Here is a 21456-nt window from a genome sequence, read left to right on the forward strand (position 1 = left end):
CCTTTCGGCGCATCTGTCACGCCTGGCTCACACAAACCGACGTTGCGGGGAAAACGGCAAGAGGTCGATCTGCGGCGGCCGACCGGTCAGCAGATCGGCGACCAGGCGGGCGGTGCCAGGTGACTGGGTGAGGCCAAGATGGCCGTGGCCGAAGGCATAGACCACGTTCGGCGTGGCACGCGCCGCACCGATCGCCGGCAGGCTGTCGGGCAGCGAGGGGCGAAAGCCCATCCACTGCGTGCCGCCTTCACTTTTCAGCCCGGGCAGGAAGGCTTGCGCCTTCTTCAACATGGCGTCGGCACGCGCAAAATTCGGCGGACGCTTCAGGCCGGCCAGTTCAACGGCACCGCCGACGCGAATGCCGGTTGACAGGCGGGTGACGACGAAACCGTGACCACCGAAGGTGATCTGCATGCGCAGGTCGAAGGCATCGGCCGGAAGCGTCGTATTGTAGCCTCGTTCGGTCTCCAGCGGAATCCGCTCCCCAAGGGTCGCGGCGAGATGATGGGAGAAGGCGCCGGCGGCAAGCACCACTCTGGCAGCTTTCTGCGTTGGGCCACCAGCGGACAGAATCTCGACCCCCTTCTCGACCGGCCGCAGTGCCGATACCTCGGTACGCTCCATACTGCCGCCCCGCGCCAGAAAACGGTCGGCGAGCGCCAGCGTATAGAGGCGCGGATCGGCAATCGAATACCAGCCGGGCGTGAAGGTTGCGCGGATGAAACGACGGTCGAGGCCGGGTTGCAACCGGGTCATTTCGTTCGCGTCCAGATGCTCGAAGGCGATGCCATGCGCCTGGCGCGCCGCCCAGCCAGGCAAGGAGGCTGCAAATTCCGCGTCGCTTTCGTAGACCTGCAGGTTACCATCCTTGCGAAGCATGGCCAGCGTCCCCGTCTCCGCGAGGAACGGCTCCAGTTCGGCGCGGGACAGATCCATCAGCGCCGTCTGGGCGGCGGTCGATGCGGCAACGCGCGCAGGCTGACACGCCCGCCAGAAGCGGAACATCCACGGCGCGATCTGCAGGGCATAGGCGGGCGGCACCGTCAGCGGGCCGAGCGGATCCAGCAGCCAGCGCGGCGCCTTGCGCAGGATGCCGGGCGAAGCAAGCGGCAGGATATCGGTGAAGGCGAAAGCCCCGGCATTGCCGGCCGAGGCGCCGGCGGCCGGTCCCTCGCGATCCAGCACCGTCACCCGCAGCCCGCGGGCCTGCGCGGCAATTGCCACGGACAGGCCGATGACGCCGGCGCCAATCACGATCACATCAGGAAAATCCGCGTTGCGCACGGTCTGCTCCCCTTCGCTGCAACAGATGCGGCCCTCGCGCCAGGCCGGTTTGCGGGGGCGACACAGGCCACCCCGCCGCCGGATACCGGCAAGTTCGCTCAGGCCTTGAAGGCCTGCACTGCGCCGGGAAGCTGGCTCCATTCGGCATACCAGCTGTTGAACAGGCGGAACTGCGCTTCCACATAACCGCGCTGGCTGTCGGTCAGCATGTCGGTCTCGTTGAAATGCAGCGCGTATTCCGCATCGCCCTTCAAAACCATCATGTGCTTGAAGAACAGCACGAGATCCGGGCCTTCGTCGAAGGAGGAGAGCACGCCGAGCGCCTGCTCGAGTTCCAGCGCCCGCTGGCGGGCATCGGCATTGCCGGCGGCAGCGGCTTCGGCGAGGCGGCACAGGTGCAGAACTTCCTTCGGCAGCACATTGCCGATGCCGGTGATGGCGCCCTTGGCGCCGCAATTGACGTAGCCGTGGAAGACCGCGGTATCGACGCCGATCATCAGCGTGACCTCGTCATCGCGGCTGGTGATGTTTTCCGCCGCATAGCGCATGTCGCTCGGGCCGCCGAATTCCTTGAAGCCGACAAGGTTCGGGTGTTCGGCGCGCAGCGCAAAGAACAGATCGGCCCGCGTGGCAAAGCCATAATAGGGGCTGTTGTAGATGACCGCCGGCAGTTCCGGGGCGGCCGACAAGATGGCCTTGAAATGCGCTTTCTGCGCCGCGATTACCGAGCCGCGTGACAGGACGCGCGGAATGACCATCAAACCCTTCGCGCCCACTTTCTGGGCATGGGCGGCATGGGCGACGGCAGAGGCCGTATTGACCGCACCCGTGCCGACGATCACCGGAATGCCGGCCTCGGTCAGGCGGGCCACGCCTTCCATCCGCTGGGCGTCGGTCAGAAGCGGCCAGTCCCCCATGGATCCGCAGTAGACGACAGCGGACATGCCGGCCGCGATCAGTTCCCGAGCCTTGCGCACCAGCGCGTCGAAATCCGGCGTGCGGTCGGGCTTGCAGGGGGTCATCAGGGCCGGAACCACGCCGGAGAAAATGTTGGCAGCCATGCGTCTCTTCCTCTGGAATGCGCCCTCGCCCGTCCTGAGCCCTGCCCGAAGTGTCGGGCATCCAGCGCGTTGTCAGCGTGAGATAGCATCTTGTATTCTATTTGTCGACAAAAATTCAAGACGTCGAAACGGGGGCGCGCCACTCCGCCGTTCCTCAAGCTAAAGCGTCAGATCGAGCCGTTCTTCCCGCACCAGAAGCTTGCGCACCTGCTCGACAATCTGGTCGGCATGGACGCGGCCGAGTTGTTCGGAAAGCCCCAGGTCGCGCGCGGCGATCGCGGCGATCATCTCCTCATGTTCGCCCACGAAACGATGCGGCAGACGGTCATCATAGGACTGGTAATAGAGGCGCAGAATGCGTCGCCCCTCGTCCAGCAGCCGCTTGAAGAGCGCGGTGAAATAGGGATTGCGGCCGGCTTCCGCGATAGCAAGGTGGAAGGCGGCATTTGTGGCGATCATCGCAAGCGCATCCTGGGCTTCCACGGCGCGGGCAAAATCGGCTTGCAGCGCGGTGATCCGCACGATATCGCCCGGCTTGTGATGCTCGGCCGCCAGCCGGCCCGTCACGCGATACATCAGCGTCAATGCGTCGAAATAGGCATGGATGTTGAGGAAGTCGATGGGCGCTACGAGCGTCGAACGGTTCGGCAGCGTCTCGATCAGCCCTTCGCCGGCCAGCCGCACCAGTGCCTCGCGGATCGGCGTACGCGACATGCCGAAGCGCTCTGCCAGTTCCACTTCGTCGATCGCGCTGCCGGGCGCCAGCACGAGATCCAGAATCTCGTCGCGCAGGGCGTCATAGACCAGTTTCGCGCCTGATCCGCGTCGGCGCTCCACCGCTTCGGGTGCGTCCTTCTCCGTCATACGCCCTCTTCCTTCCATGCTGCACCGTCAGCGGAGGCCGGCGTCGGCCCCGGTCAAGTATCGGATGTCCCATAGAACAGCTGCCCCGTTAGCCTGCAAGCCGCGGCTTCGGACTGGCATCGGCAAGCGCGACAACCTTGCGTTTCGCCAGCATGTCCTGCTCGCAGCGTTCCAGTTGCTGCAGCTTGCCGGCCAGCCAGTCCACGAAGACGCGCACCTTGTTGCTGAGGTGACGCGTCTGCGGATAGACGATGTAAAGCGGAATGGGCGGCCGCTGCCAGTCAGACAGAATTTCCACCAGTTCGCCGCGCTCCACAAGATCGCGGACCATGAAGGAAACGGCTTGTGCAACACCTATGCCCGCCACGGCGGCCGCGATATAGCTGCGCGATTCGTTGACCGATACGATATAGCGCGGCTCGATCTCGATCAGTTCCCCGTCCTTATGAAACTGCATGGGAAAGTTACGGCCTGTATAGGCCTTCATGTAGCCGATGCCGCTGAAATGATGTTCCAGATCGCGCGGATGTTTCGGTTCGCCCACCTTTTCCAGATAGCTCGGGGCTGCATAGGTCCGCAGCGTCAATTCGGCCACCTTGCGCGCCACCAGCGACTGGTCGTTCGGCGTGCCGCCGCGCAAGGCGCAATCGACGTTTTCGGCGATGTAATCAACGATGCGGTCGCCAATATCGAATTCCAGCTGGATCTTGGGATAACGGGTGTGGAAATCGCAGAGGGAGGGCATGATGATCTGGTCGGCGAAGGCGCCGGACAGCGCGATGCGCACCTTGCCGGAGGGCTGCGCCTGCGAACTGGACAGGCTCCCGTCCAGTTCATCCAGATCCGCCAGCAGGCGCGAGGCCCGCTCGTAGTAGAGCGCGCCATCGGTGGTCACCACCACCTGTCGGGTGGTCCGGTTCAGCAGCCGCGTGCCGAGATGCGCCTCCAGCGACTGGACGAGATTGGTCACCGTCGTCTTCGGCATCTTGAGCGACAGCGCCGCCTTTGAAAAATTTCCGGTTTCCACCACACGGGTGAAAACGCGCATAGCCGAAAGCTGATCCATGCCGACCTCCTCGAAGCACCCGCAATATTATCCCGAATTTTCGAACAGAGTTGCCGAAAATGGCAATCTTGTGCATCCGATAGGAATAATAATATGAATCGCGGACAGACGGAAGGCTTTTCAGCCGGAACGTTGCGAGTAGGCATATGACACGGCCATGGCAGATGCAGGCGGAGGGCGAGGGACAGTTTCCACTGGCCTTTCGCCTTTACGAGGCAAAGATGCAGAAACGGGCAGCAGCGCGCGCGCAGCCCGTGGTGCTCTATCTGCGGGGCAATTCCTTTTTGTCGGCACCGCAGCCGGCAGAGGATGCGCCGGCTGCCGTTGCCATGGCAGAGGCCGGAGCGATCGTGGTGGAGGCGGATTACGGCGGTCCGTCCGGCAACGTGTTTCCGCGCACGCTGGAATGCGGGTTCGGTGCGCTGCGCTATCTGGTGGCAAAGCGCCGGCGTTTTGCGGCCACGCGCTCTCCCGTTTTGCTGGCGGGCGATGAGGCGGGCGGCAATCTGGCGGCGTGTCTGGCGCTCAAGGCCCGTGACTACATGCCGAACGAGCTGGCGGGACAGGTTCTCCTGTCCCCTATGATTGATCCGCAGATGGCGACGGCCTCGTTCTTAAAGGCCGACGGGATCGGCATGCGGACACGCTGGTCCGAGGGCTGGAGCCATTATCTGGCATCGGCCTGCAGCTACCAGCACCCTTACGCGGCGCCCTGCTTCTGCTCCCGGATGGCAGGCGCCGCACCCGCTCTGGTCGTGACATCGGATGACGATCCGCTGCGCGACGAGACCCTCGGTTATGCCGCCCGCCTGGAATCGGCGGGCGTGCCGGTCACGCGCCGTATCCTGCCCGCCGACAGCGGCTGGACCGGCCTCTATCACGGCAGAGACGGCGCCTGGCGTGCCGGATTTTCCGCCGATTTTGCGCAGTTCCTCGACGGGCTGCGGACGTAGACGACGGGCAGATGCCCGTCCCCCATCACATGCCGGTCCATTGTGGACCGAAGGAGAGTGTCATGACCGCAAGGATCAAGAACGCGGCCCTGTGGGCCAGCGCATTGGCGACGGCTGTGCTGATTGCCGGCGGTTCGCTTTATCTGGACCAGCCGCGACATGCCGTTGCAGCCTCCACGGCAGGTGCCGCACCAGCCATTCCGGTGACCACCGCCACCGTCAAGCCGCGCCAGGTTGCCGTCTGGAAGGAGTTTTCCGGCCGGCTGGAAGCCGTCGGCCGGGTGCAGATCCGGCCGCGCGTGGCGGGCGTCATCCAGTCGGTGCATTTCCGCGAGGGCGGACTGGTGAAGAAGGGCGATCTGCTGGTATCGATCGATGCCGAACCCTACAAGGCGGCCGTCGATCAGGCCCGCGGCGAGGTGGCGTCTGCCCAGGCAAAGCTCGATCTCGCGCGCACCGAACTGGAGCGCGGCACGACCCTTCTGTCGCGCAACACGATTTCCGCCAGCGATCTGGCGCAGCGGCAAAGCAACAATTCCGCCGCGGTCGCCGCGCTGCAATCGGCTGAAGCCACCCTGCGGCTCGCCGAACTCAATCTCGGCTACACTGAAATCCGCGCGCCGATCGCCGGGCGTCTCGGCCGGCTGGAGGTCACGCCCGGCAATCTCGTCGCGGAAGGCTCGACGGCGCAGGCGCTGACCACGCTCGTTTCGGTCGATCCGATCTATGCGAGCTTCACCATCGACGAAGCCTATCTGCAGCAGATCATTTCCGTTCTGCCGGCCGGCGATATCCAGGCCTCGCTGGACAAGATCCCCGTGCAGGTGACCACGCAGGAAACGGCTGCACCGCTCTCCGGCCGCCTGCAGCTGATCAACAACGAGATCGACGCCTCGACCGGGACGATCCGGGTCCGCGCCGTGTTCGACAATCCGGATGGGCGCCTGATCCCCGGCCAGTTCGTGCGCATCCGCATGGGCCAGCCGAGCGCGGAAGAGCGTCTGGTGATCAGCGAACGTGCGGTTGGCACGGACCAGGACAAGAAGTTCGTCTTCGTGGTCGATGCCAAGAATGCGGTAGCCTATCGCCAGATCGAACTCGGCGCCGAGGTGGACGGGCAGCGGATCGTCGAAAAGGGCCTGAACGCCGGCGACCGCATCGTCGTCAGCGGCCTGCAGCGGATCCGCCCCGGTGCCGTCGTCCAGCCGCAGGAAGAGACCGCGCTCAACAACTGACGGACTTCGGCGGGAACCCGCGCCGGGTCCCGCCAGAACCCTCCCGTCGAAAGGACCCGACGCCGCCGGCCCGCAGAGGGCGGGCTGGCAGCGCATCCTTGCCATTTGCCCATTCCATCCGATGCCACCCGCTGACCGACGGTCGCGGGGATGCCTCCCCCTTGTCCTCCGTGAGGGTCTTGCCCCATGAACATTTCCCGCTTCTTCATCGACAGGCCGGTCTTCGCGGCCGTGTTGTCGATCCTCATCGTGGTCGCCGGCCTGATCGGGCTGCGCGCCCTGCCGATCTCCGAATATCCCGAGGTTGTTCCGCCCTCCGTCGTGGTGCGCGCCACCTATCCCGGCGCCAACCCGACCGTGATTGCCCAGACGGTGGCCACGCCGCTGGAAGAACAGATCAACGGCGTGGAAGGCATGCTCTACATGTCGAGCCAGGCGACGTCGGACGGCGTGCTGACGCTGACCGTCACCTTCCGCCTCGGAACCGATCCGGACAAGGCGCAACAGTTGGTGCAGAACCGCGTGGCCCAGGCAGAGCCCCGCCTGCCGACGGAAGTCCGCGCACTTGGCGTCTCCACCGTCAAGAGTTCGCCGGACCTGATGATGGTCGTTCATCTAGTTTCGACCGGCGATCGCTACGATCTCACCTATCTGCGCAATTACGCGACGCTGAACGTGAAAGACCGGCTGGCCCGCATCGATGGCGTTGGCCAGGTGCAGGTGTTCGGCGCCGGCGATTATTCGATGCGCATCTGGCTCGATCCGCAGAAGGTGGCCGAGCACGGGCTTGCCGCGAGCGACATCACCACCGCCATCGGCCAGCAGAACGTACAGGCGGCAGCCGGCATCATCGGCGCCTCTCCCTCGCTGCCCGGCGTCGACATGCAGCTGAACGTCAATGCCCGCGGCCGTCTGCAGACGCCGGAAGAATTCGGCGCCATCGTGGTGAAGACCGGCGCGTCCGGTGAAGTGACCCGCCTCAGCGACGTCGCCCGCATCGAACTCGGTGCTGCCGATTACTCGCTGCGTTCCCTGCTCGACGGCAAGCCGGCAGTCGCCATCCCGGTATTCCAGGCACCGGGCTCGAATGCCATCGCCATTTCCGATGCCGTGCAGCAGACCATGCAGGACCTGCAGAAGGCGATGCCGGACGGCGTGCGCTACGAAATCGTCTATGACACCACCAAATTCGTGCGCTCTTCCATCGAGAAGGTCGTCGATACCCTGCTGGAAGCCATCGCACTCGTGGTTCTCGTCGTCATCCTCTTCCTGCAGACCTGGCGCGCCTCGATCATTCCGCTGATCGCCGTGCCGGTCTCCATCATCGGCACGTTCGCGGTGATGTATGCCTTCGGCTTTTCGATCAACGCGCTGACCCTGTTCGGCCTCGTTCTCGCCATCGGCATCGTGGTGGACGATGCGATCGTGGTGGTGGAAAACGTCGAGCGCAACATCGAGAACGGGCTTTCGCCGCGGGAGGCGACCTACCGCGCCATGCGGGAAGTGTCCGGCCCGATTGTCGCGATCGCCCTGGTTCTGGTTGCCGTCTTCGTGCCGCTGGCCTTCATCACCGGCCTCTCCGGCCAGTTCTACCGGCAGTTCGCGCTGACGATTGCAATCTCGACGGTAATCTCCGCGCTGAATTCGCTCACTCTGTCGCCGGCGCTCGCGGCCCTCCTCCTGAAGGATCACCATGCTCCGAAGGATGTGGTGACGCGCGTGATGGACCGCTTGCTCGGCTGGTTCTTCCGTGGCTTCAACCGTGCCTTCGGCGCGGCGTCGCGCGGCTATGGACGCACCGTTGGCGGGCTGCTCGGCCGCAAGAGCATGGTGATGGTGATCTATCTGGCGCTCGCCGCCGCCACCTTCAGCATGTTCAATGCGGTGCCCGGCGGTTTCGTGCCGGCGCAGGACAAGCAGTACCTGATCGGCTTCGCGCAGCTTCCGGACGGCGCCACCCTTGACCGCACGGAAGAGGTGATCCGCAAGATGAGCGACATTGCGCTCAAGCAGCCGGGGGTCAAGAATGCGCTCGCCTTCCCGGGCCTGTCGATCAACGGCTTCACCATAGGTTCCAATGCCGGCATCGTCTTTGCCGTGCTGGACGATTTCGAGGAGCGCAAGGATCCGTCGCTGTCGGGTGGTGCCATCGCCATGGCGCTGAACCAGAAATATGCCGCCATCGGCGACGCCTTCATCGCCATGTTCCCGCCGCCGCCGGTCAACGGCCTCGGCTCGACGGGCGGCTTCAAGCTGCAGATCGAGGATCGCGCCGGCTTCGGCTACCAGACGCTGGACGAGACGACGAAAGCGGTGATCGGCAAGGCCTACCAGACGCCCGAACTCGCCGGCATCTTCTCGAGCTTCCAGATCAACGTGCCGCAGCTGTTTGCCGATCTCGACCGCGTGAAGGCACAGCAGCTCGGCGTCTCCGTCACGGATGTCTTCCAGACGCTGCAGATCTATCTCGGCTCGCTCTATGTCAACGACTTCAACGCCTTCGGCCGCACCTACAGCGTGCGCGTGCAGGCGGACGCGAAGTATCGCGCCAAGCCGGAGGATATCGGGCAGCTGAAGGTGCGCGCCCAGAGCGGCGAGATGATCCCGCTCTCGGCGCTCCTGAAGATGAACACGTCCGCCGGGCCGGAACGCACGACGCGCTACAACGGCTTCCTCGCCGCCGACATCAATGGCGGTCCGGCGCCGGGCTTCTCGTCCGGCCAGGCGCAGGCGGCGATGGAGAAGATCCTGCGCGAAACCATGCCCGCCGGCATCGATTTCGAGTGGACGGACCTCACCTACCAGCAGATCCTGGCCGGCAATTCCAGCATCATCGTGTTTCCGCTGGCGCTGCTGCTCGTCTATCTGGTGCTGGCTGCCCAGTATGAGAGCCTGACCTTGCCGCTCTCGATCATCATGATCGTGCCGATGGGCGTGCTCGCCGCGCTGACCGGCGTCTGGTACACGGGCGGAGACAACAACATCTTCACCCAGATCGGGCTTGTGGTGCTTGTCGGGCTCTCGGCGAAGAACGCGATCCTCATCGTGGAGTTTGCCCGTGAGCTGGAATTCGAGGGACGAACGCCCGTGCAGGCGGCGATCGAGGCGAGCCGGCTTCGCCTGCGGCCGATCCTGATGACCTCGATGGCCTTCATCATGGGCGTCATTCCGCTGGTCGTCTCCACCGGTGCCGGCGCCGAAATGCGCGCGGCCATGGGGGTTGCGGTGTTCTCCGGCATGATCGGCGTGACGTTCTTCGGCATCTTCATGACGCCGGTGTTCTACATCCTGGCCCGCCTGCTGACGCGAAACAGCCCGCTTCGCCAGCATGGTGATGCAATGACACCGGATCGCGAGGCGCATCACGCCGCTTGACTCCAGTCCTCGTGGTCGCGGGCTTGCCTGCGGCACCGAGGGGTCCGGCGGGCCCTTCCCTCCCCGCAAGACCTGCAAAGCCGGCAGCTTCACCGCTGCCGGCTTTGTCATGGGCGACACAGAGCATTGTGGAAATTAAAAGAGGGTCGTCCAGGCTGCGGCTCACGCGCGATCCCGGACCGTCAGAGCAGTTGTGCGGCAAGTCCTGCCTTGGCGCGAAACGCCTTGAAATCACCAAGCGCCCGCAGCGATCGCCCGTCATCGATGGCAGCGAGATCGAGGATCACGGCGTTGGCAATCGTCATCGGCACGACCAGGGACTGGGATTCGCCAGGATCGCCCCGAGAGATCGAGATCTGATGATCGGGCGCGGGGTCCATTCGGGCGGCGTGGAGATCGGTCAACGCCAGAACGCGCGCGCCGCGTTCGGCCGCAATGCTGCGCACCTCCCCCATGAGGGACGAGGGACGACGAAAGGCAAAGAGCCACACCACGTCATTCTCGCTCATCGTCGACAGGGCTTCCGGTAACTGGTGCATCTGGCTGCCGAGATCGCAGGCCTCGTAGCCGGATCGCGTCAGCCGCAGCGCCGTCAGCGCCGAAAGGCTGGCGGAATGGCCGCGTCCGAAAACGTAGATCCGGCGACTGTCGCGCAGGCTTGTCGAGAAGGCGCGGATATCGGCATCGGAAACGCTGGTGCGCACATTGTTGAGCGCGGTGATTTCACTATCGAGCACGGAAGCGAGCAGGCCACCCTCCTCCGCCCGAACCAGACGTGCGGCCATGCGGGCCGCAGGGCTTTCGAAATCGCCGGATCCTTCGATCAGGCTCGCCTGCAGAAAGCTGCGAAATTCCGGATAGCCCTTGAAGCCGAGACGGCGGGCGAGCCGCACCGCAGAGGCCGGATGCACACCCGCACGGGAGGATACGTCCTTGCCGTTCTCCATGGCGCCGCGGATCGGGTCCTGGATCAGCACGTCGAGCAAACGGGTATCGGCATCGGTCAGGCGGCTCGAATGGCGGCTGATCAGATCGCCGAGCGCCTGTGGTATCGCGTCCTGCCTGTCCATCGGCTCTTCACTCTCCTCATCGGATCTGGCGATCGCCGGGAACGTAATCCACGCGCGCCCCACTTTGGTTATCGAAAAACAGTGCGCGGTCAAGATCATAGGAAATCCACACCTGCTCCGTTCCACCGCCGAGTGCAAGGCGGGGTGCCAGCGCGGTCAATCGACCGGCAGCAGTGTCGCAATGCAGCAACAGATCGGAGCCGGTCATTTCTGCCATGACGACCCGTGCGGCAAGCGAGGGACCGGCAGGCTGCGCGGTATGGACGGCGAGAATATCGGGGCGTAAACCCGCCGTCAGATCGTCCGAACCGGCCAGTCCCGCGCAACCCGGAAGCTTCTCCGTCGGCAGGAAATTGATGGGCGGCACGCCCAGAAAGCCCGCGACGAACCGGTTGGCGGGGCGGTCGTAGATCACGTCTGGCCTGTCGAACTGCAGCAGGTGGCCATCCTTCATCACCGCCACCCGGTCGGCGAGCGACAGGGCCTCGGTCTGGTCATGCGTGACATAGACGATGGTGGCGCCGAGCTGGCGATGAAGATCCTTGATCTCGGTGCGCATCGCGACCCTGAGCGCGTTGTCGAGGTTCGACAGCGGCTCATCCATCAGGAAGGTCGAGGTGTTGCGGGCCATGGCCCGGCCCATGGCGACGCGCTGGCGCTGGCCGCCCGACAGCGCGCCCGGCTTGCGCTCCAGATAGGGTTCGAGCTGCAGCATGCGCGCCACCTCCTCGGCCCGCCGGTTGCGCTCGGCCTTCGGCATGCCGCGCAGCTCCAGCCCGAAGGCGATGTTTTCGCGCACGCTCATATGGGGATAGAGCGCATAGTTCTGGAAGATCATAGCGATATCGCGGTCCTGCGGCGGAAGATCGTTCGCCCGCCTGCCGGCAATCTTGATCTCGCCCGCATCGGCGCGCTCAAGCCCGGCGATCAGGCGCAGCAGGGTGGATTTTCCGCATCCGGAGGGACCGACGATGACGATGAACTCTCCCGGCTGGAATTCCATCGACACGTCGTGCAGCACGGTCGGTCCACCCGGATAGGCCTTTCGAATGTTTCGCAGGGAAATGCCGCTCATGCCGCGACCTCCTTCTCGCGAAAGGCATCGCGGAGCGCAATCGCCAGCGTCGGCCGGTCGGTGGTGAACACCTTGACGCCGAGCGCCAGCGCCTTGTCGATCTGGGCCGGCGTATGCGCCGCCCAGCAGCCGAAATCGAGGCCCGCAGCCCGCACGGTGGCGGCGGTGTCTGCATCGGCGGTGTCGATATGCACGCCGATCTCCGGCACGCCATGCGCAAGGCACAGCTCAATCACACCCTCCACGCCGACCTGCTTCAGAACGGCGGGGCTGACCAGCCACAGCCGGGGCCGGTCCGTGGCGGCCGCAAGCTCGTCCAGCGAGGCAAGCAGGAAGGAGGAAAAGGTGGTGCGCGCCAGCATGCCGTAGCGGGCCAGCAGATCGATCACCTTCGGCACGAAATCCGCATAGGCGCGGCCATCGGCGCCCGGCTTGATCTCGCAGCGGAAATCGACGCTGGAACCGGCATAGAGATCGCACAGTTCCGCAAGCGTCAGCGGATGGCCGCCGGCACTGTAATGAATGGTGGCGGCCTTCACCTCGGCAAGCGTCAGGCCCGCAATCGCACCGCTGCGATCCGTCGTTCCCTCCAGCGTCGGATCGTGGTGGACGACGATCGCGCCATCAACGGTCGGATGGACGTCGAATTCCACCTCGTCCAGCGGCATGTCGGCGGTGGCGGCAAAGCCGCGCGGCGTGCTGTCGCCATATTCGAGCGTACCGCCGCGATGGGATGCGATGCGTGTCATCAGTCTGGTCTTCCCCGTTTCGTCTTTTGACAGGTTCATTTCACGGCGCCCATGGTGATGCCGCGCACGAGATGGCGCTCCACGGCGAGAAAACCTAAGAGCACCGGCAGGATGGTGATGGTGGAGGCGGCCATGACCAGCGGCCAGTCGATCAGCCCCTCCCCCGGATTGATGCGGTAGAGCCGGGCAAGGCCGATCTGCAGCGTGTAGAGATCCTGCTTGCCGACCGCGACCAGCGGCCAGATGTAATTGTTCCACTCGGCGATGAAGATGTAGAGCGCCATGGAGGAGATCGCCGGCCGGGACAGCGGCACGATGATGCGCCACAGCACCTGCAGATGCGTTGCGCCATCCATATAGGCCGCCTCGTCCAGCGCCTTCGGAATGCCGCGCATGTATTGGCGCAGGAAGAAGCAGGCAAAGCCGTTGGAGATCGCCGGCAGGATGAGGCCGGCATAGGTGTCGAGCAGCCCCGCCTTCGCCAGCGTCAGATAGTTGGGGATGAGGCTGATATGGCTCGGGATCATCAGGGTTGCGACCGTTGCGCCGAACATCAGGTCGCCGCCGGGAAACCGGAAGCGGGCAAAGGCGAAGGCGGCCAGCGTTGCCACGGTGATGCCGAGCACGGTGACGAGGCCGGACACGATCAGGCTGTTGATCAGGTAACGGGCGAAATTGAACTGGCCGATGGCCCGCTCGTAATTGTCGAGCGTGAAGGTGACGCGGCCGGCATAGAAGTCGTCCGCCGTCTGGAACGACATCCAGATGGAATAGAGCACCGGCGACAAGAACAGCAGGCCGACGAGGAGCGACAGCAGCGCGACAAAGGGGTTTTCAGGCTTCATAATGCACCTTGCTGCCGATGATGCGGGATTTGAGAAGGGCAAGCCCGACAAGCAGGACGAAGAGGATGACGGCGAGCGCCGAGCCGCGGCCGATGTCGAACAGTTCGAAGCCGATCTCGTAGAGCAGGTTGACCAGCATGTCGGTGGCGCCGGCCGGTCCGCCCCTGGTCATCACGTTGACGATAGTAAAGACCTGGAAGGCCTCGATGACGGCGATGATCAGCAGGAAATAGGTGGTGGGCATCACCAGCGGCAGCGTGACGCGGCGAAACACGTGGAAGCGCTGCCCGCCATCGACGGCTGCGGCATCGTAAAGCTCCTGCGGGATCGCCTGCAGGCCGGCAATATAGATGACGATGTCATAGCCGAGCTGACGCCAGGTGTTGACGATGATCAGCACCCAGAGCGCCAGATAGGGATCCTGCAGCCATTGCGGCCGTCCGAGGCCGACCAGATGGAGGATGGCGTTCACCATGCCGTAATCGGTGGCGAAGACCCAGGAGAACACCACGGCGATCGACACCGTGGAGGTGACGGAGGGCAGGAAGAAGGCGCCGCGCAGCAGGCGGGACGAAAGGGTTTCGCGGAGCAGACGGCTTGCGATGAACAGCGCCGCCCCAAGCCGCAGCGGTACCGACAGAACCGCAAACAGGACCGTGACCTTCAGCGAATTCCAGAATTCGGCGGACGCGAACAGTTCCTCGTAATTGTGAAGCCCGACGAAGGGCATGTCTGGCGTCAGGAAGTTCCACTGGCGCACACTGAGGTTCAGGCTCGTCAGGATCGGAACATAGGTAAACACCGCGATGAAGATCATCAGCGGCGCGACGAAGAAATAGGGCGTCAGCTTGCGGAGCATTGTTTATCTGCGCCGGTCGGAGGTTTGCCCGACCGGCGCCCCTGAGGGTTGGAGCGATCAGTTTCCGGTGCGCTGGCTTTCCTTGCGCGTCTGTTCGGCAAAGTCCTTCAGCGCCTCGTCGGCCTTGCGCTGGCCAAGCGCAATCGACTGCCACACCTTGTATTCGGTGGTGCGCATCCAGGTGACGAAGGTCGCGCGGGCGCGGCCATGGGCGTAAGGCAGGGAATTGATCGCCACATCGATGCCCGGCTGGCTTTCCAGCGCCTTGACGGCAACGGGAAGGGCAGCGCTCTTCTTGTTGATCGGCAGATAGCCGGTGGCGGCAAACCAGGCGGCATTGGCTTCGGGCGAGGCGGCGTAGCTGACGAATGTGTAGGCCGCATCCTGCACCTCCTTCGGCGAAGACGCCATGATGCCGATGCCGGCGCCGCCGATCGGAACCGAGCACACCTTGTTGCAGGGCATGGGCCGCACGAGGAGATTGTCGCCCAGCGCTTTCTTGCGGCCGCCATAGCTGCCGGTCGAATCCATGTCGATGCCGACCTTGCCGGCCATGAACATGGCATTGCCCTTGTCCTCGTCGGTCACGCCATCGGGCGAGGCCACCTTGTGCTGGCTGACCAGCGAGGCCATCCACTGATAGGCTTCAATGGTGTTCGGCTTGTCGAGCAGGATCTCGTTGGTCTTCGGATCGATCAGTTCGCTGTCATTGGACATCACAAGGCCCCAGCGGGCGAACTGGCCGGGCGCACCGATGCCGGAAATGCCCTCCGCACCAAGCTTGTCCTGAATGGTCTTTGCGGCCTTCAGAACGTCGTCGAAGGTCTTCAGCGGTGTATCGGCGGATAAGCCGGCACGGGCGAAAATATCCTTGTTGACGTAGAGAACCGGCGTCGAGGAGTTGAACGGCACCACATAGTTCTTGCCGTTGATTACGCCGATCTCGCGGGCATAGTCGTAGAGGTCGTCCTTCAGCGGATCGGCGGCGAAATAGGGGGTGAGATCGGTCAGCACATTGTTGTTGGCGAACAGGCCGTAGCGGGTGATTTCGAGGATTACCGCATCCGGCGTGCGGCGCGCCGGTATGCCGGCCTGCAGCTTGGCCACGAGATCGTTGTAGTTGCCGACGAATTCGGCCTCCACATGGATATCGGGATGGGCCGCCTCGAAGCTGGCAATGATCTTGTTCAGCGCCTCCCCATTCGTCTTGCTGAACGTATGCCAGAACTTGACGGTTGTGGCCGCCTCCGCGGTGCCGACGGCGGCAAACAGGGCGAAAGCGCTGGCTGCAATCGTGGAATGCAATTTGCGTATCACTTCTCTCTCCTCTGCAAGTTAAATTGCATACCGCCGATGTATCCCGCCTGCAAGACAGTTTGTTGACCCCTTTGCAAAGCTTTTGTGAAGCTTCCGCTGGCCGTCTGCCACTGACCCCCACTGGCTCGCATCCAGGTCCAATGTGCCACATCGACCGGCGCGACTCGATGACGGACGGCAACGGTTTTCGCGTATCGACGCCGAGCGGACACCAGCCCCGCCAATGCGATGATAGATCACGTTCCAAATTTTTCCGGCACAAGATCGGGGCAGGTCTCCGATCGGTAGCTCTGAGGACGATGATGGTCGGCCATACGAGTTGCGGCCGGATAACAGACGTGCACAACGCATCGCTGGCGATTGCCTCAGCGGACCCAGCGCAGAAAAAGGCAGAATCCGAGCGGATTTTGCGCGACACACATCCCGTTCACCTTGCGGCATCATCTGACAAATCGAATTCGCCTGCAGCAGAAAGCATTCGACAGAAATAATTATAATAAATTCAGTTATTTATAATATTTTATTCATAATAAAATTCAAGTTCTAGAAATAGAACCATGCGAGGCCGTGCCCTCTCGGACTCAATTTGCCATTTCGAAATGGTCTTCCCTTGTCACCATTTGATGAGCTGCGCGACAGACAGCAATCGATCTCATCTTCGCTGCATGTCCTCGGCTTGCCTCGGCGTCGGAAGCTTATCTGAACCGGAATATTCCCGCCGAGATGGATACCGCACCACAAACTGCCCCTCGCGCCACGAAGGAAACCAACACGCTCTTGCGCCTGGCAATGTCGCCGCTGATGCGACGGAAAACAGCGTTCGCGCCGACGTCAAGCTGCGCTTCTGAAACGGACAGGCATCTGAAAAAGATGCCTGACAACGACGGGGCGCCGGATCATCGACGGGGTGATCCGGCGCCCCTTGTTGTTTTGCCAGTGACGAGGCCCGCTGCTCAACGCTCCGGATTGGCGATGGCGGTGAGGACGCGCGCCGGTGCAAGCGTCGCGCGTCCGATCAGGCTGCGGCCGATGCTTGGCGAGGTCTCGAGGCTCTGTTCGGACAGTCGCGCCGTCAGCGATTGCAGCATTTCGGAGGATTCCGCGAAGGCATTGTGGCCGAGCGGATCGATCTGCTTGGCATCGGAGGCATCGATGAAGGAAATGTTGTGCTCGGCCAGGATCTTTTCATAAGGTCGCAGATCAGCGCCCCCGAGCCTGTCCACATCGCCGGCGAGGAAGGTGGACACCTTCAGCGCCTTGTCATTGCGCGAGGAATAGATCGTGATCCGGGGATGTTGCTTGCCGAGTTCCAGCACCTGGCGGCGGAACACATCCACATCGATATCCGGTGAGGCCAGCACGACATTGCGGATCTTCGGCGAGACGCGGCCATGGCGGATCGCCAGTTCGCGCAGCGCTTCCATGGTGAGCCATGAGCCCATCGAATGGGCAAGAATGGTCACGTCGGCGACGTCCGGCGCAGCGGTGGCCTTTTCCAGCGCCTCGACCAGGCCGAAGCGCGAATAGATCGTGCTTTCCCGGTCATAGACATAGTCCAGCGTGTTGGCGCGAGACGGCCAGGTGAAGAGGACCGGTGCAGCATCCACCTTGATGTCATGGGCGATCTGGGCAAAGCGGAAAACGGCTTCGGTATAGTTGTTGTTGAAGCCATGCACGAACACCAGAACCCGGCGCGAGGGCTTGCCGGTGCGCTTGAACCAGGCTTCGGCACCGCGATCATCAACCGCTTGAGCCTTTGTCACCACGAAGGATTTTTGCGGGTCCGGCCTGCCGGTGCTGGGGGGCAGTTCGATGGCTCCCACTTCCCGCGCATGAAGCGGAGGAATGGAGACGACAACGTTGTCGAGCCGCAATGTCTCGCCCCGCTCCCCGCTGTAGCGCACGGCGGGATCATCCGACGGCGCCCGGGTGGTGGCCACCAGCATGTCCACCTTGCTGTCCGGCGGGGGATCGTAGGCAACGGGAATCATGGCATCCGGACGATGACCACAGGCAGCAACCGCCAGAGCCAGAACCACCAGCAGGCCCGTTCTGACGCACCATCCCCCGCGCCCGACCCGTGGCGATCTCTTCCCGGAAGGCGATCTGCGGCGGCATTCTATACGGCTGTCTTCGAAACGCACATCGCCCTGCAAGGCATTTCCCTTCGTTTGCAGCCCTTGGAACCCGTCCGCCGGGCATAACACTGCCCACGCCCCTCCTGTCAATTGCCACGGCGACCGCCACGGCATCCCACCTTGCTGGAACTGCGCCCTTGACAAGGTCCAATGCCCGAATCCATACTTCGTCAAGTTGCCGAACAAATTAGGCGGCGGCTTCGCCACCAGGGGACGAGAGATTGGAGGCACGCATGGAACGGCTGGACCAGGCAAGCGCTGAGGAGGCTTCCGCTGAAGCCGGCCCCGGCCTTTCCGTCGCCGCCCGGGCTTCCTCGATAAACGGTTCCCGTCCGAGGCCGCTTTCCGGCACAGATGTTTCCCGGGCCCATGGCGCCCGACGGAAAACGCCTGCGCTCCTCCCAGGACAGGCCGCGAACAACAAGAAATGCCAACTCCAGAGAAGGAAGACCGAAATGAATAGGTTTTTGTACGGCTCGCTGATGGCCGCCGGCCTGCTCGCCGGCATGCCTGCGCATGCGTCCGAACTGAAGATCATGTGGTATCTCGGCACGGATGCCGAGGAGCAGGCGATCAAGGATGTGCTTGCTGCCTATACGAAGCTCAATCCGAAGACGACCTTCAACCTGCAGATCGTTCCCTATGATGACATCGACAACCGCTTTGCCCAGCTGGCAGCGGCCGGTACGCTGCCGGACCTGTCGAAGACCTCGTCGATGCGCCCCTTCATCCGTCCGTATCTCACGGATTTCGCGCCGGTTTTCGGGAAGGATTACCTGAACGACTTCGTGCCCGGCTGGGCGGCTGGTGCCAAGCTCGGCGAGCAGATCATTGCAGCCCCCCTCCAGGTGACGGCGACCGGCATGCTGATCAACCGGTCCGCCTTCGACAAGGCCGGCGTTGCGATCCCCGACATCAAGACCTCCTGGACCTGGGATGAGTTCCTCGCCAAGACCAAGGAAGTGGCAGACAAGGCCGGCGTGCGTTACCCGCTGGTCTGGGACGTCTCCCAGAGCCGCTGGCTGACCATGGAATTCCAGTACGGCAACCACATCTACTCGGAAAACGAACCCTACAAGGTTGTCTTCGACCACGACAAGGCCACCGCTGTTCTCGACAAATTCATCGGCATGACCAAGACGCACATGCCGCCGGGCCTGTGGTCGGGCTCCAGTTCCGACAACCCGAAGCAGCTCTTCACCAGCGGCCAGGCGGTTGCCTGGATGTCCGGCAACTGGCAGGCCGGCGGCCTCGCTGAAAACGCCAAGTTCGACTGGCAGGCCGGACCCACGCCCTATGGCACCGTCAAGTCCAGCATGGTCGGCGGCGATTACGTGATCGGCTTCAACACCAGCGAGCATGTGGATGAAGCCAATGCCTTCATCAAGTGGCTGACCACCGATCCGAAGGCGCAGGAACTCTACACCAAGCCGCTGATGTACATCCCGGCCAACCTGAAGGTGCCGCCGATCGACTACGGCAATGCCAAGGCTTCCGCGGCCCTGCAGGCCTTCAAGGAAGAGCTGGCCGCCAGCCCCAACTATGCCGCCACCGACCAGGCAAACCCGGCCATGCAGTATGTCTGGGGTCCGATGCGCCAGACGCTGTTCCAGGCCACGACCGGCCAGATCAGCAGTGCAAAGGCGATCGACCAGATCATCAAGACGGCGCAGGACTCCTTGACGGAAGCGGGACAGTGAGCAGCATCCAATCCACCATCGAGACGACGCCGGGAGCAATCCCGGCGTCCACCGGCAAGGCGCCGGGCAACACACCCTGGACGAAGCGGCTGTTTCCCTACCTGCTGCTGACGCCAACAGTCGGGCTGCTGGCGATCTTCACGCTCTATCCGCTGGTCCAGGGCCTGTGGATGTCCTTCTTCAAGCGCGGCATCGTCGTCGTGGAGCGGGCGCCGGCCACCTGGCCGAAATTCGTCGGCATCGACAATTATATTCGCCTGTTCAACGATCCCGACTTCTTCAACACGCTGGCAAAGACCGTGGGCTTCGTGGTGATCGCGGTTCCGGCCGTCACCGCCGTCTCGCTCGGGCTCGCCATCCTCCTGAAGAACCGCTTCTTCGGCGTTGGCGCCGTGCGCGCCATCGTCTTCTTTCCCTCGATGATCAGCCTTCTGATCACCGGCGTCGTCTGGAAATGGATGTTCGGCCTCAATTCCGGCCTGATGAACTATCTACTCTCCCTCATCGACGTGGCACCGGTTCCGTGGCTCGACAATGGCACCATGGCGCAGATCGCCGTCGTCATCGTCTGGGTCTGGGCAAGCGCCGGCTTCTACATGATGATCTTCATCGCCGGTCTCACCACCATTTCCGAGGATCTTTACGAGGCTGCCCGCGTCGATGCCGCCAGCACCTGGCGCATCTTCACCCGCATCACGCTGCCGCTTCTGAAGCCAAGCATCTCTCTGGTCGTGATCCTGTCCTCGGTCGAGGCCTTCAAGGTCTACGAACTGGTCGTCTCGCTGACCGGCGGCGGTCCTGGCCGCTCGACCGTCTACCTGATCCAGACCATCTACGAGACGGCCTTCACCAAGGCGAACCAGGCCGGCGTTGCCGCCGCGCAATCGGCTGTCCTGTTCCTGATCCTGCTCGTGCTCACCGCCATCCAGCTTCGCATCAGCAAGGAGAAAGCATGACCACCGCCCTCCTCTCCAGCCGTGCCGCCCGCGACTGGGCCTTTCGCGGCCCGCTGATCGCCCTCGTCCTGATCCTCTTCCTGCTGCCGCCGCTCTGGCTGCTGGCAAGCGCGCTGAAGGCCCCGAACGACATCTTCGCCTGGCCGCCGACGCTTCTGCCCTCGCCGGCAACGCTCGTGAACTTCGCCACCGCCTTCGATCAGTCCGGCTTCGGCCTGTTCTTCCAGAACTCGCTGTTCGTCTCCACCATCTCGGCTGCGATCTCGGTGCTGATCAGCCTGATGGCGGGCTATGCGCTGGCAAAGTTCCGCTTCAAAGGCGAAACCTTCTTCTTCATGCTGATCATGTCGGCACTGATGATCCCGCTGCAGATCATTCTCATCCCGATCTTCATCGTGCTGAAGGATCTGGGTCTCCTCAATTCGCTGTGGGGCGTGATCCTTGCGCCGGCCGCCACTCCGTCCGGCGTGTTCATCATGCGTCAGTACATCCGCAGCATTCCCGACAGCCTGCTGGAGGCCGCCCGCATCGACGGCACGCCGGAATGGCGCATCCTGTTCCGCATCATTCTGCCGCTGTCGATCCCGGCCATTGCCGCACTTGCCGCCTTCAACTTCGTCTGGCGCTGGAACGACTATCTCTGGCCGTACCTGATCATCACCGATCAGTCGAAATGGACCGTTCAGCTGGCGCTCGCCAACAATGTGGGCCAGTGGGACATCAACTGGCCGCGACTGCTGGCCATGTCGGTCCTGTCGGTCATTCCGACGCTGGTGCTGTTCGTGAGCCTGCAACGCTATTTCATGAATGGCCTGCTCTCGGGCGCGACCAAGGAATAGCGCTGACGAACATCTGCCCGCGGGCGGCGCCGGATCCCAACCATCCGGCGCCGCTGCCTTTCTCTTTCTG

At 63.3% G+C, this 21456-nt stretch carries 17 protein-coding genes; 6 read left to right on the forward strand and 11 right to left on the reverse strand.

Translation table 11 applies throughout. From position 1 onward, the window contains the following. Positions 1-27 precede the first annotated feature (27 nt). The 4 genes from F3H95_RS11120 to F3H95_RS11135 all read right to left on the reverse strand — a co-directional run bounded on the left by F3H95_RS11120 (position 28) and on the right by F3H95_RS11135 (position 4275). A complete protein-coding gene (locus F3H95_RS11120; RefSeq protein ID WP_244617979.1) occupies positions 28-1284 on the reverse strand; it encodes an FAD-dependent oxidoreductase in 1257 nt (418 codons plus the stop codon). Between the two features lie 98 nt (positions 1285-1382). Then, on the reverse strand, positions 1383-2345 hold the full coding sequence (locus F3H95_RS11125) for a dihydrodipicolinate synthase family protein (protein WP_149746019.1): 963 nt from the start codon (positions 2343-2345) through the stop codon (positions 1383-1385). A 159-nt stretch (positions 2346-2504) separates the two neighbouring features. Further along, complete coding sequence (locus tag F3H95_RS11130; RefSeq protein ID WP_143127284.1) at positions 2505-3209, reverse strand: GntR family transcriptional regulator; 705 nt, start codon at positions 3207-3209, stop codon at positions 2505-2507. Between the two features lie 88 nt (positions 3210-3297). Next, the gene (locus tag F3H95_RS11135) at positions 3298-4275 is read right to left on the reverse strand and encodes a LysR family transcriptional regulator (protein WP_143127285.1); all 978 of its coding nucleotides are present in this window, start codon (positions 4273-4275) and stop codon (positions 3298-3300) included. A 146-nt stretch (positions 4276-4421) separates the two neighbouring features. Here F3H95_RS11135 and F3H95_RS11140 point away from each other — a divergent pair, with 146 nt between their 5' ends. The 3 genes from F3H95_RS11140 to F3H95_RS11150 all read left to right on the forward strand — a co-directional run bounded on the left by F3H95_RS11140 (position 4422) and on the right by F3H95_RS11150 (position 9838). Then, a complete protein-coding gene (locus F3H95_RS11140; RefSeq protein ID WP_244617980.1) occupies positions 4422-5228 on the forward strand; it encodes an alpha/beta hydrolase in 807 nt (268 codons plus the stop codon). Positions 5229-5290: 62 nt separating this feature from the next. After that, positions 5291-6463, forward strand: coding sequence for an efflux RND transporter periplasmic adaptor subunit (locus F3H95_RS11145; protein WP_149746020.1), 1173 nt, complete (start codon positions 5291-5293; stop codon positions 6461-6463). A 186-nt stretch (positions 6464-6649) separates the two neighbouring features. Further along, positions 6650-9838 carry a multidrug efflux RND transporter permease subunit gene (locus F3H95_RS11150; RefSeq protein ID WP_149746021.1) on the forward strand — a complete coding sequence of 1063 codons (3189 nt, stop codon included), beginning with the start codon at positions 6650-6652 and terminating at the stop codon, positions 9836-9838. A 182-nt stretch (positions 9839-10020) separates the two neighbouring features. Here the strand turns inward: F3H95_RS11150 and F3H95_RS11155 are convergent, their stop codons facing one another. The 7 genes from F3H95_RS11155 to F3H95_RS11185 all read right to left on the reverse strand — a co-directional run bounded on the left by F3H95_RS11155 (position 10021) and on the right by F3H95_RS11185 (position 17744). Then, positions 10021-10908, reverse strand: a complete 888-nt coding sequence (locus F3H95_RS11155) for a MurR/RpiR family transcriptional regulator (RefSeq protein WP_149746022.1) — start codon at positions 10906-10908, stop codon at positions 10021-10023. A gap of 16 nt (positions 10909-10924) precedes the next feature. Beyond that, positions 10925-11983: an ABC transporter ATP-binding protein gene (locus F3H95_RS11160; RefSeq protein ID WP_149746023.1), complete on the reverse strand. Its 1059-nt coding sequence runs from the start codon at positions 11981-11983 to the stop codon at positions 10925-10927. Then, positions 11980-12732: a glycerophosphodiester phosphodiesterase family protein gene (locus F3H95_RS11165; RefSeq protein WP_149746024.1), complete on the reverse strand. Its 753-nt coding sequence runs from the start codon at positions 12730-12732 to the stop codon at positions 11980-11982. Before F3H95_RS11165 ends, F3H95_RS11160 begins: the two co-directional genes overlap by 4 nt. 35 nt (positions 12733-12767) lie before the next feature. Next, positions 12768-13577, reverse strand: coding sequence for a carbohydrate ABC transporter permease (locus F3H95_RS11170; protein ID WP_143127291.1), 810 nt, complete (start codon positions 13575-13577; stop codon positions 12768-12770). Continuing rightward, positions 13567-14436, reverse strand: a complete 870-nt coding sequence (locus F3H95_RS11175; protein ID WP_149746025.1) for a sugar ABC transporter permease — start codon at positions 14434-14436, stop codon at positions 13567-13569. The genes F3H95_RS11170 and F3H95_RS11175 overlap by 11 nt, the downstream gene beginning before the upstream one ends. 57 nt (positions 14437-14493) lie before the next feature. After that, entirely contained in the window at positions 14494-15753 is a 1260-nt protein-coding gene (locus tag F3H95_RS11180; protein WP_149746026.1) for an ABC transporter substrate-binding protein, read from the reverse strand. A 953-nt stretch (positions 15754-16706) separates the two neighbouring features. Then, on the reverse strand, positions 16707-17744 hold the full coding sequence (locus F3H95_RS11185; RefSeq protein ID WP_188134362.1) for an alpha/beta fold hydrolase: 1038 nt from the start codon (positions 17742-17744) through the stop codon (positions 16707-16709). A 602-nt stretch (positions 17745-18346) separates the two neighbouring features. Here F3H95_RS11185 and F3H95_RS11190 point away from each other — a divergent pair. From F3H95_RS11190 to F3H95_RS11200, 3 genes are read left to right on the forward strand one after another with little or no spacing between them, the layout of a single operon-like run. Further along, positions 18347-19591 (forward strand): extracellular solute-binding protein, encoded by a 1245-nt coding sequence (locus tag F3H95_RS11190; RefSeq protein ID WP_149746028.1) that lies wholly within the window; start codon positions 18347-18349, stop codon positions 19589-19591. After that, positions 19588-20547 (forward strand): sugar ABC transporter permease, encoded by a 960-nt coding sequence (locus F3H95_RS11195; protein WP_244617981.1) that lies wholly within the window; start codon positions 19588-19590, stop codon positions 20545-20547. Before F3H95_RS11190 ends, F3H95_RS11195 begins: the two co-directional genes overlap by 4 nt. Then, positions 20544-21386, forward strand: a complete 843-nt coding sequence (locus tag F3H95_RS11200; RefSeq protein WP_143127296.1) for a carbohydrate ABC transporter permease — start codon at positions 20544-20546, stop codon at positions 21384-21386. The genes F3H95_RS11195 and F3H95_RS11200 overlap by 4 nt, the downstream gene beginning before the upstream one ends. Positions 21387-21456: the final 70 nt, after the last annotated feature.

This window comes from Rhizobium sp. RU35A, assembly GCF_900156005.1.
Classification (GTDB): Bacteria; Pseudomonadota; Alphaproteobacteria; order Rhizobiales; family Rhizobiaceae; genus Neorhizobium; species Neorhizobium straminoryzae.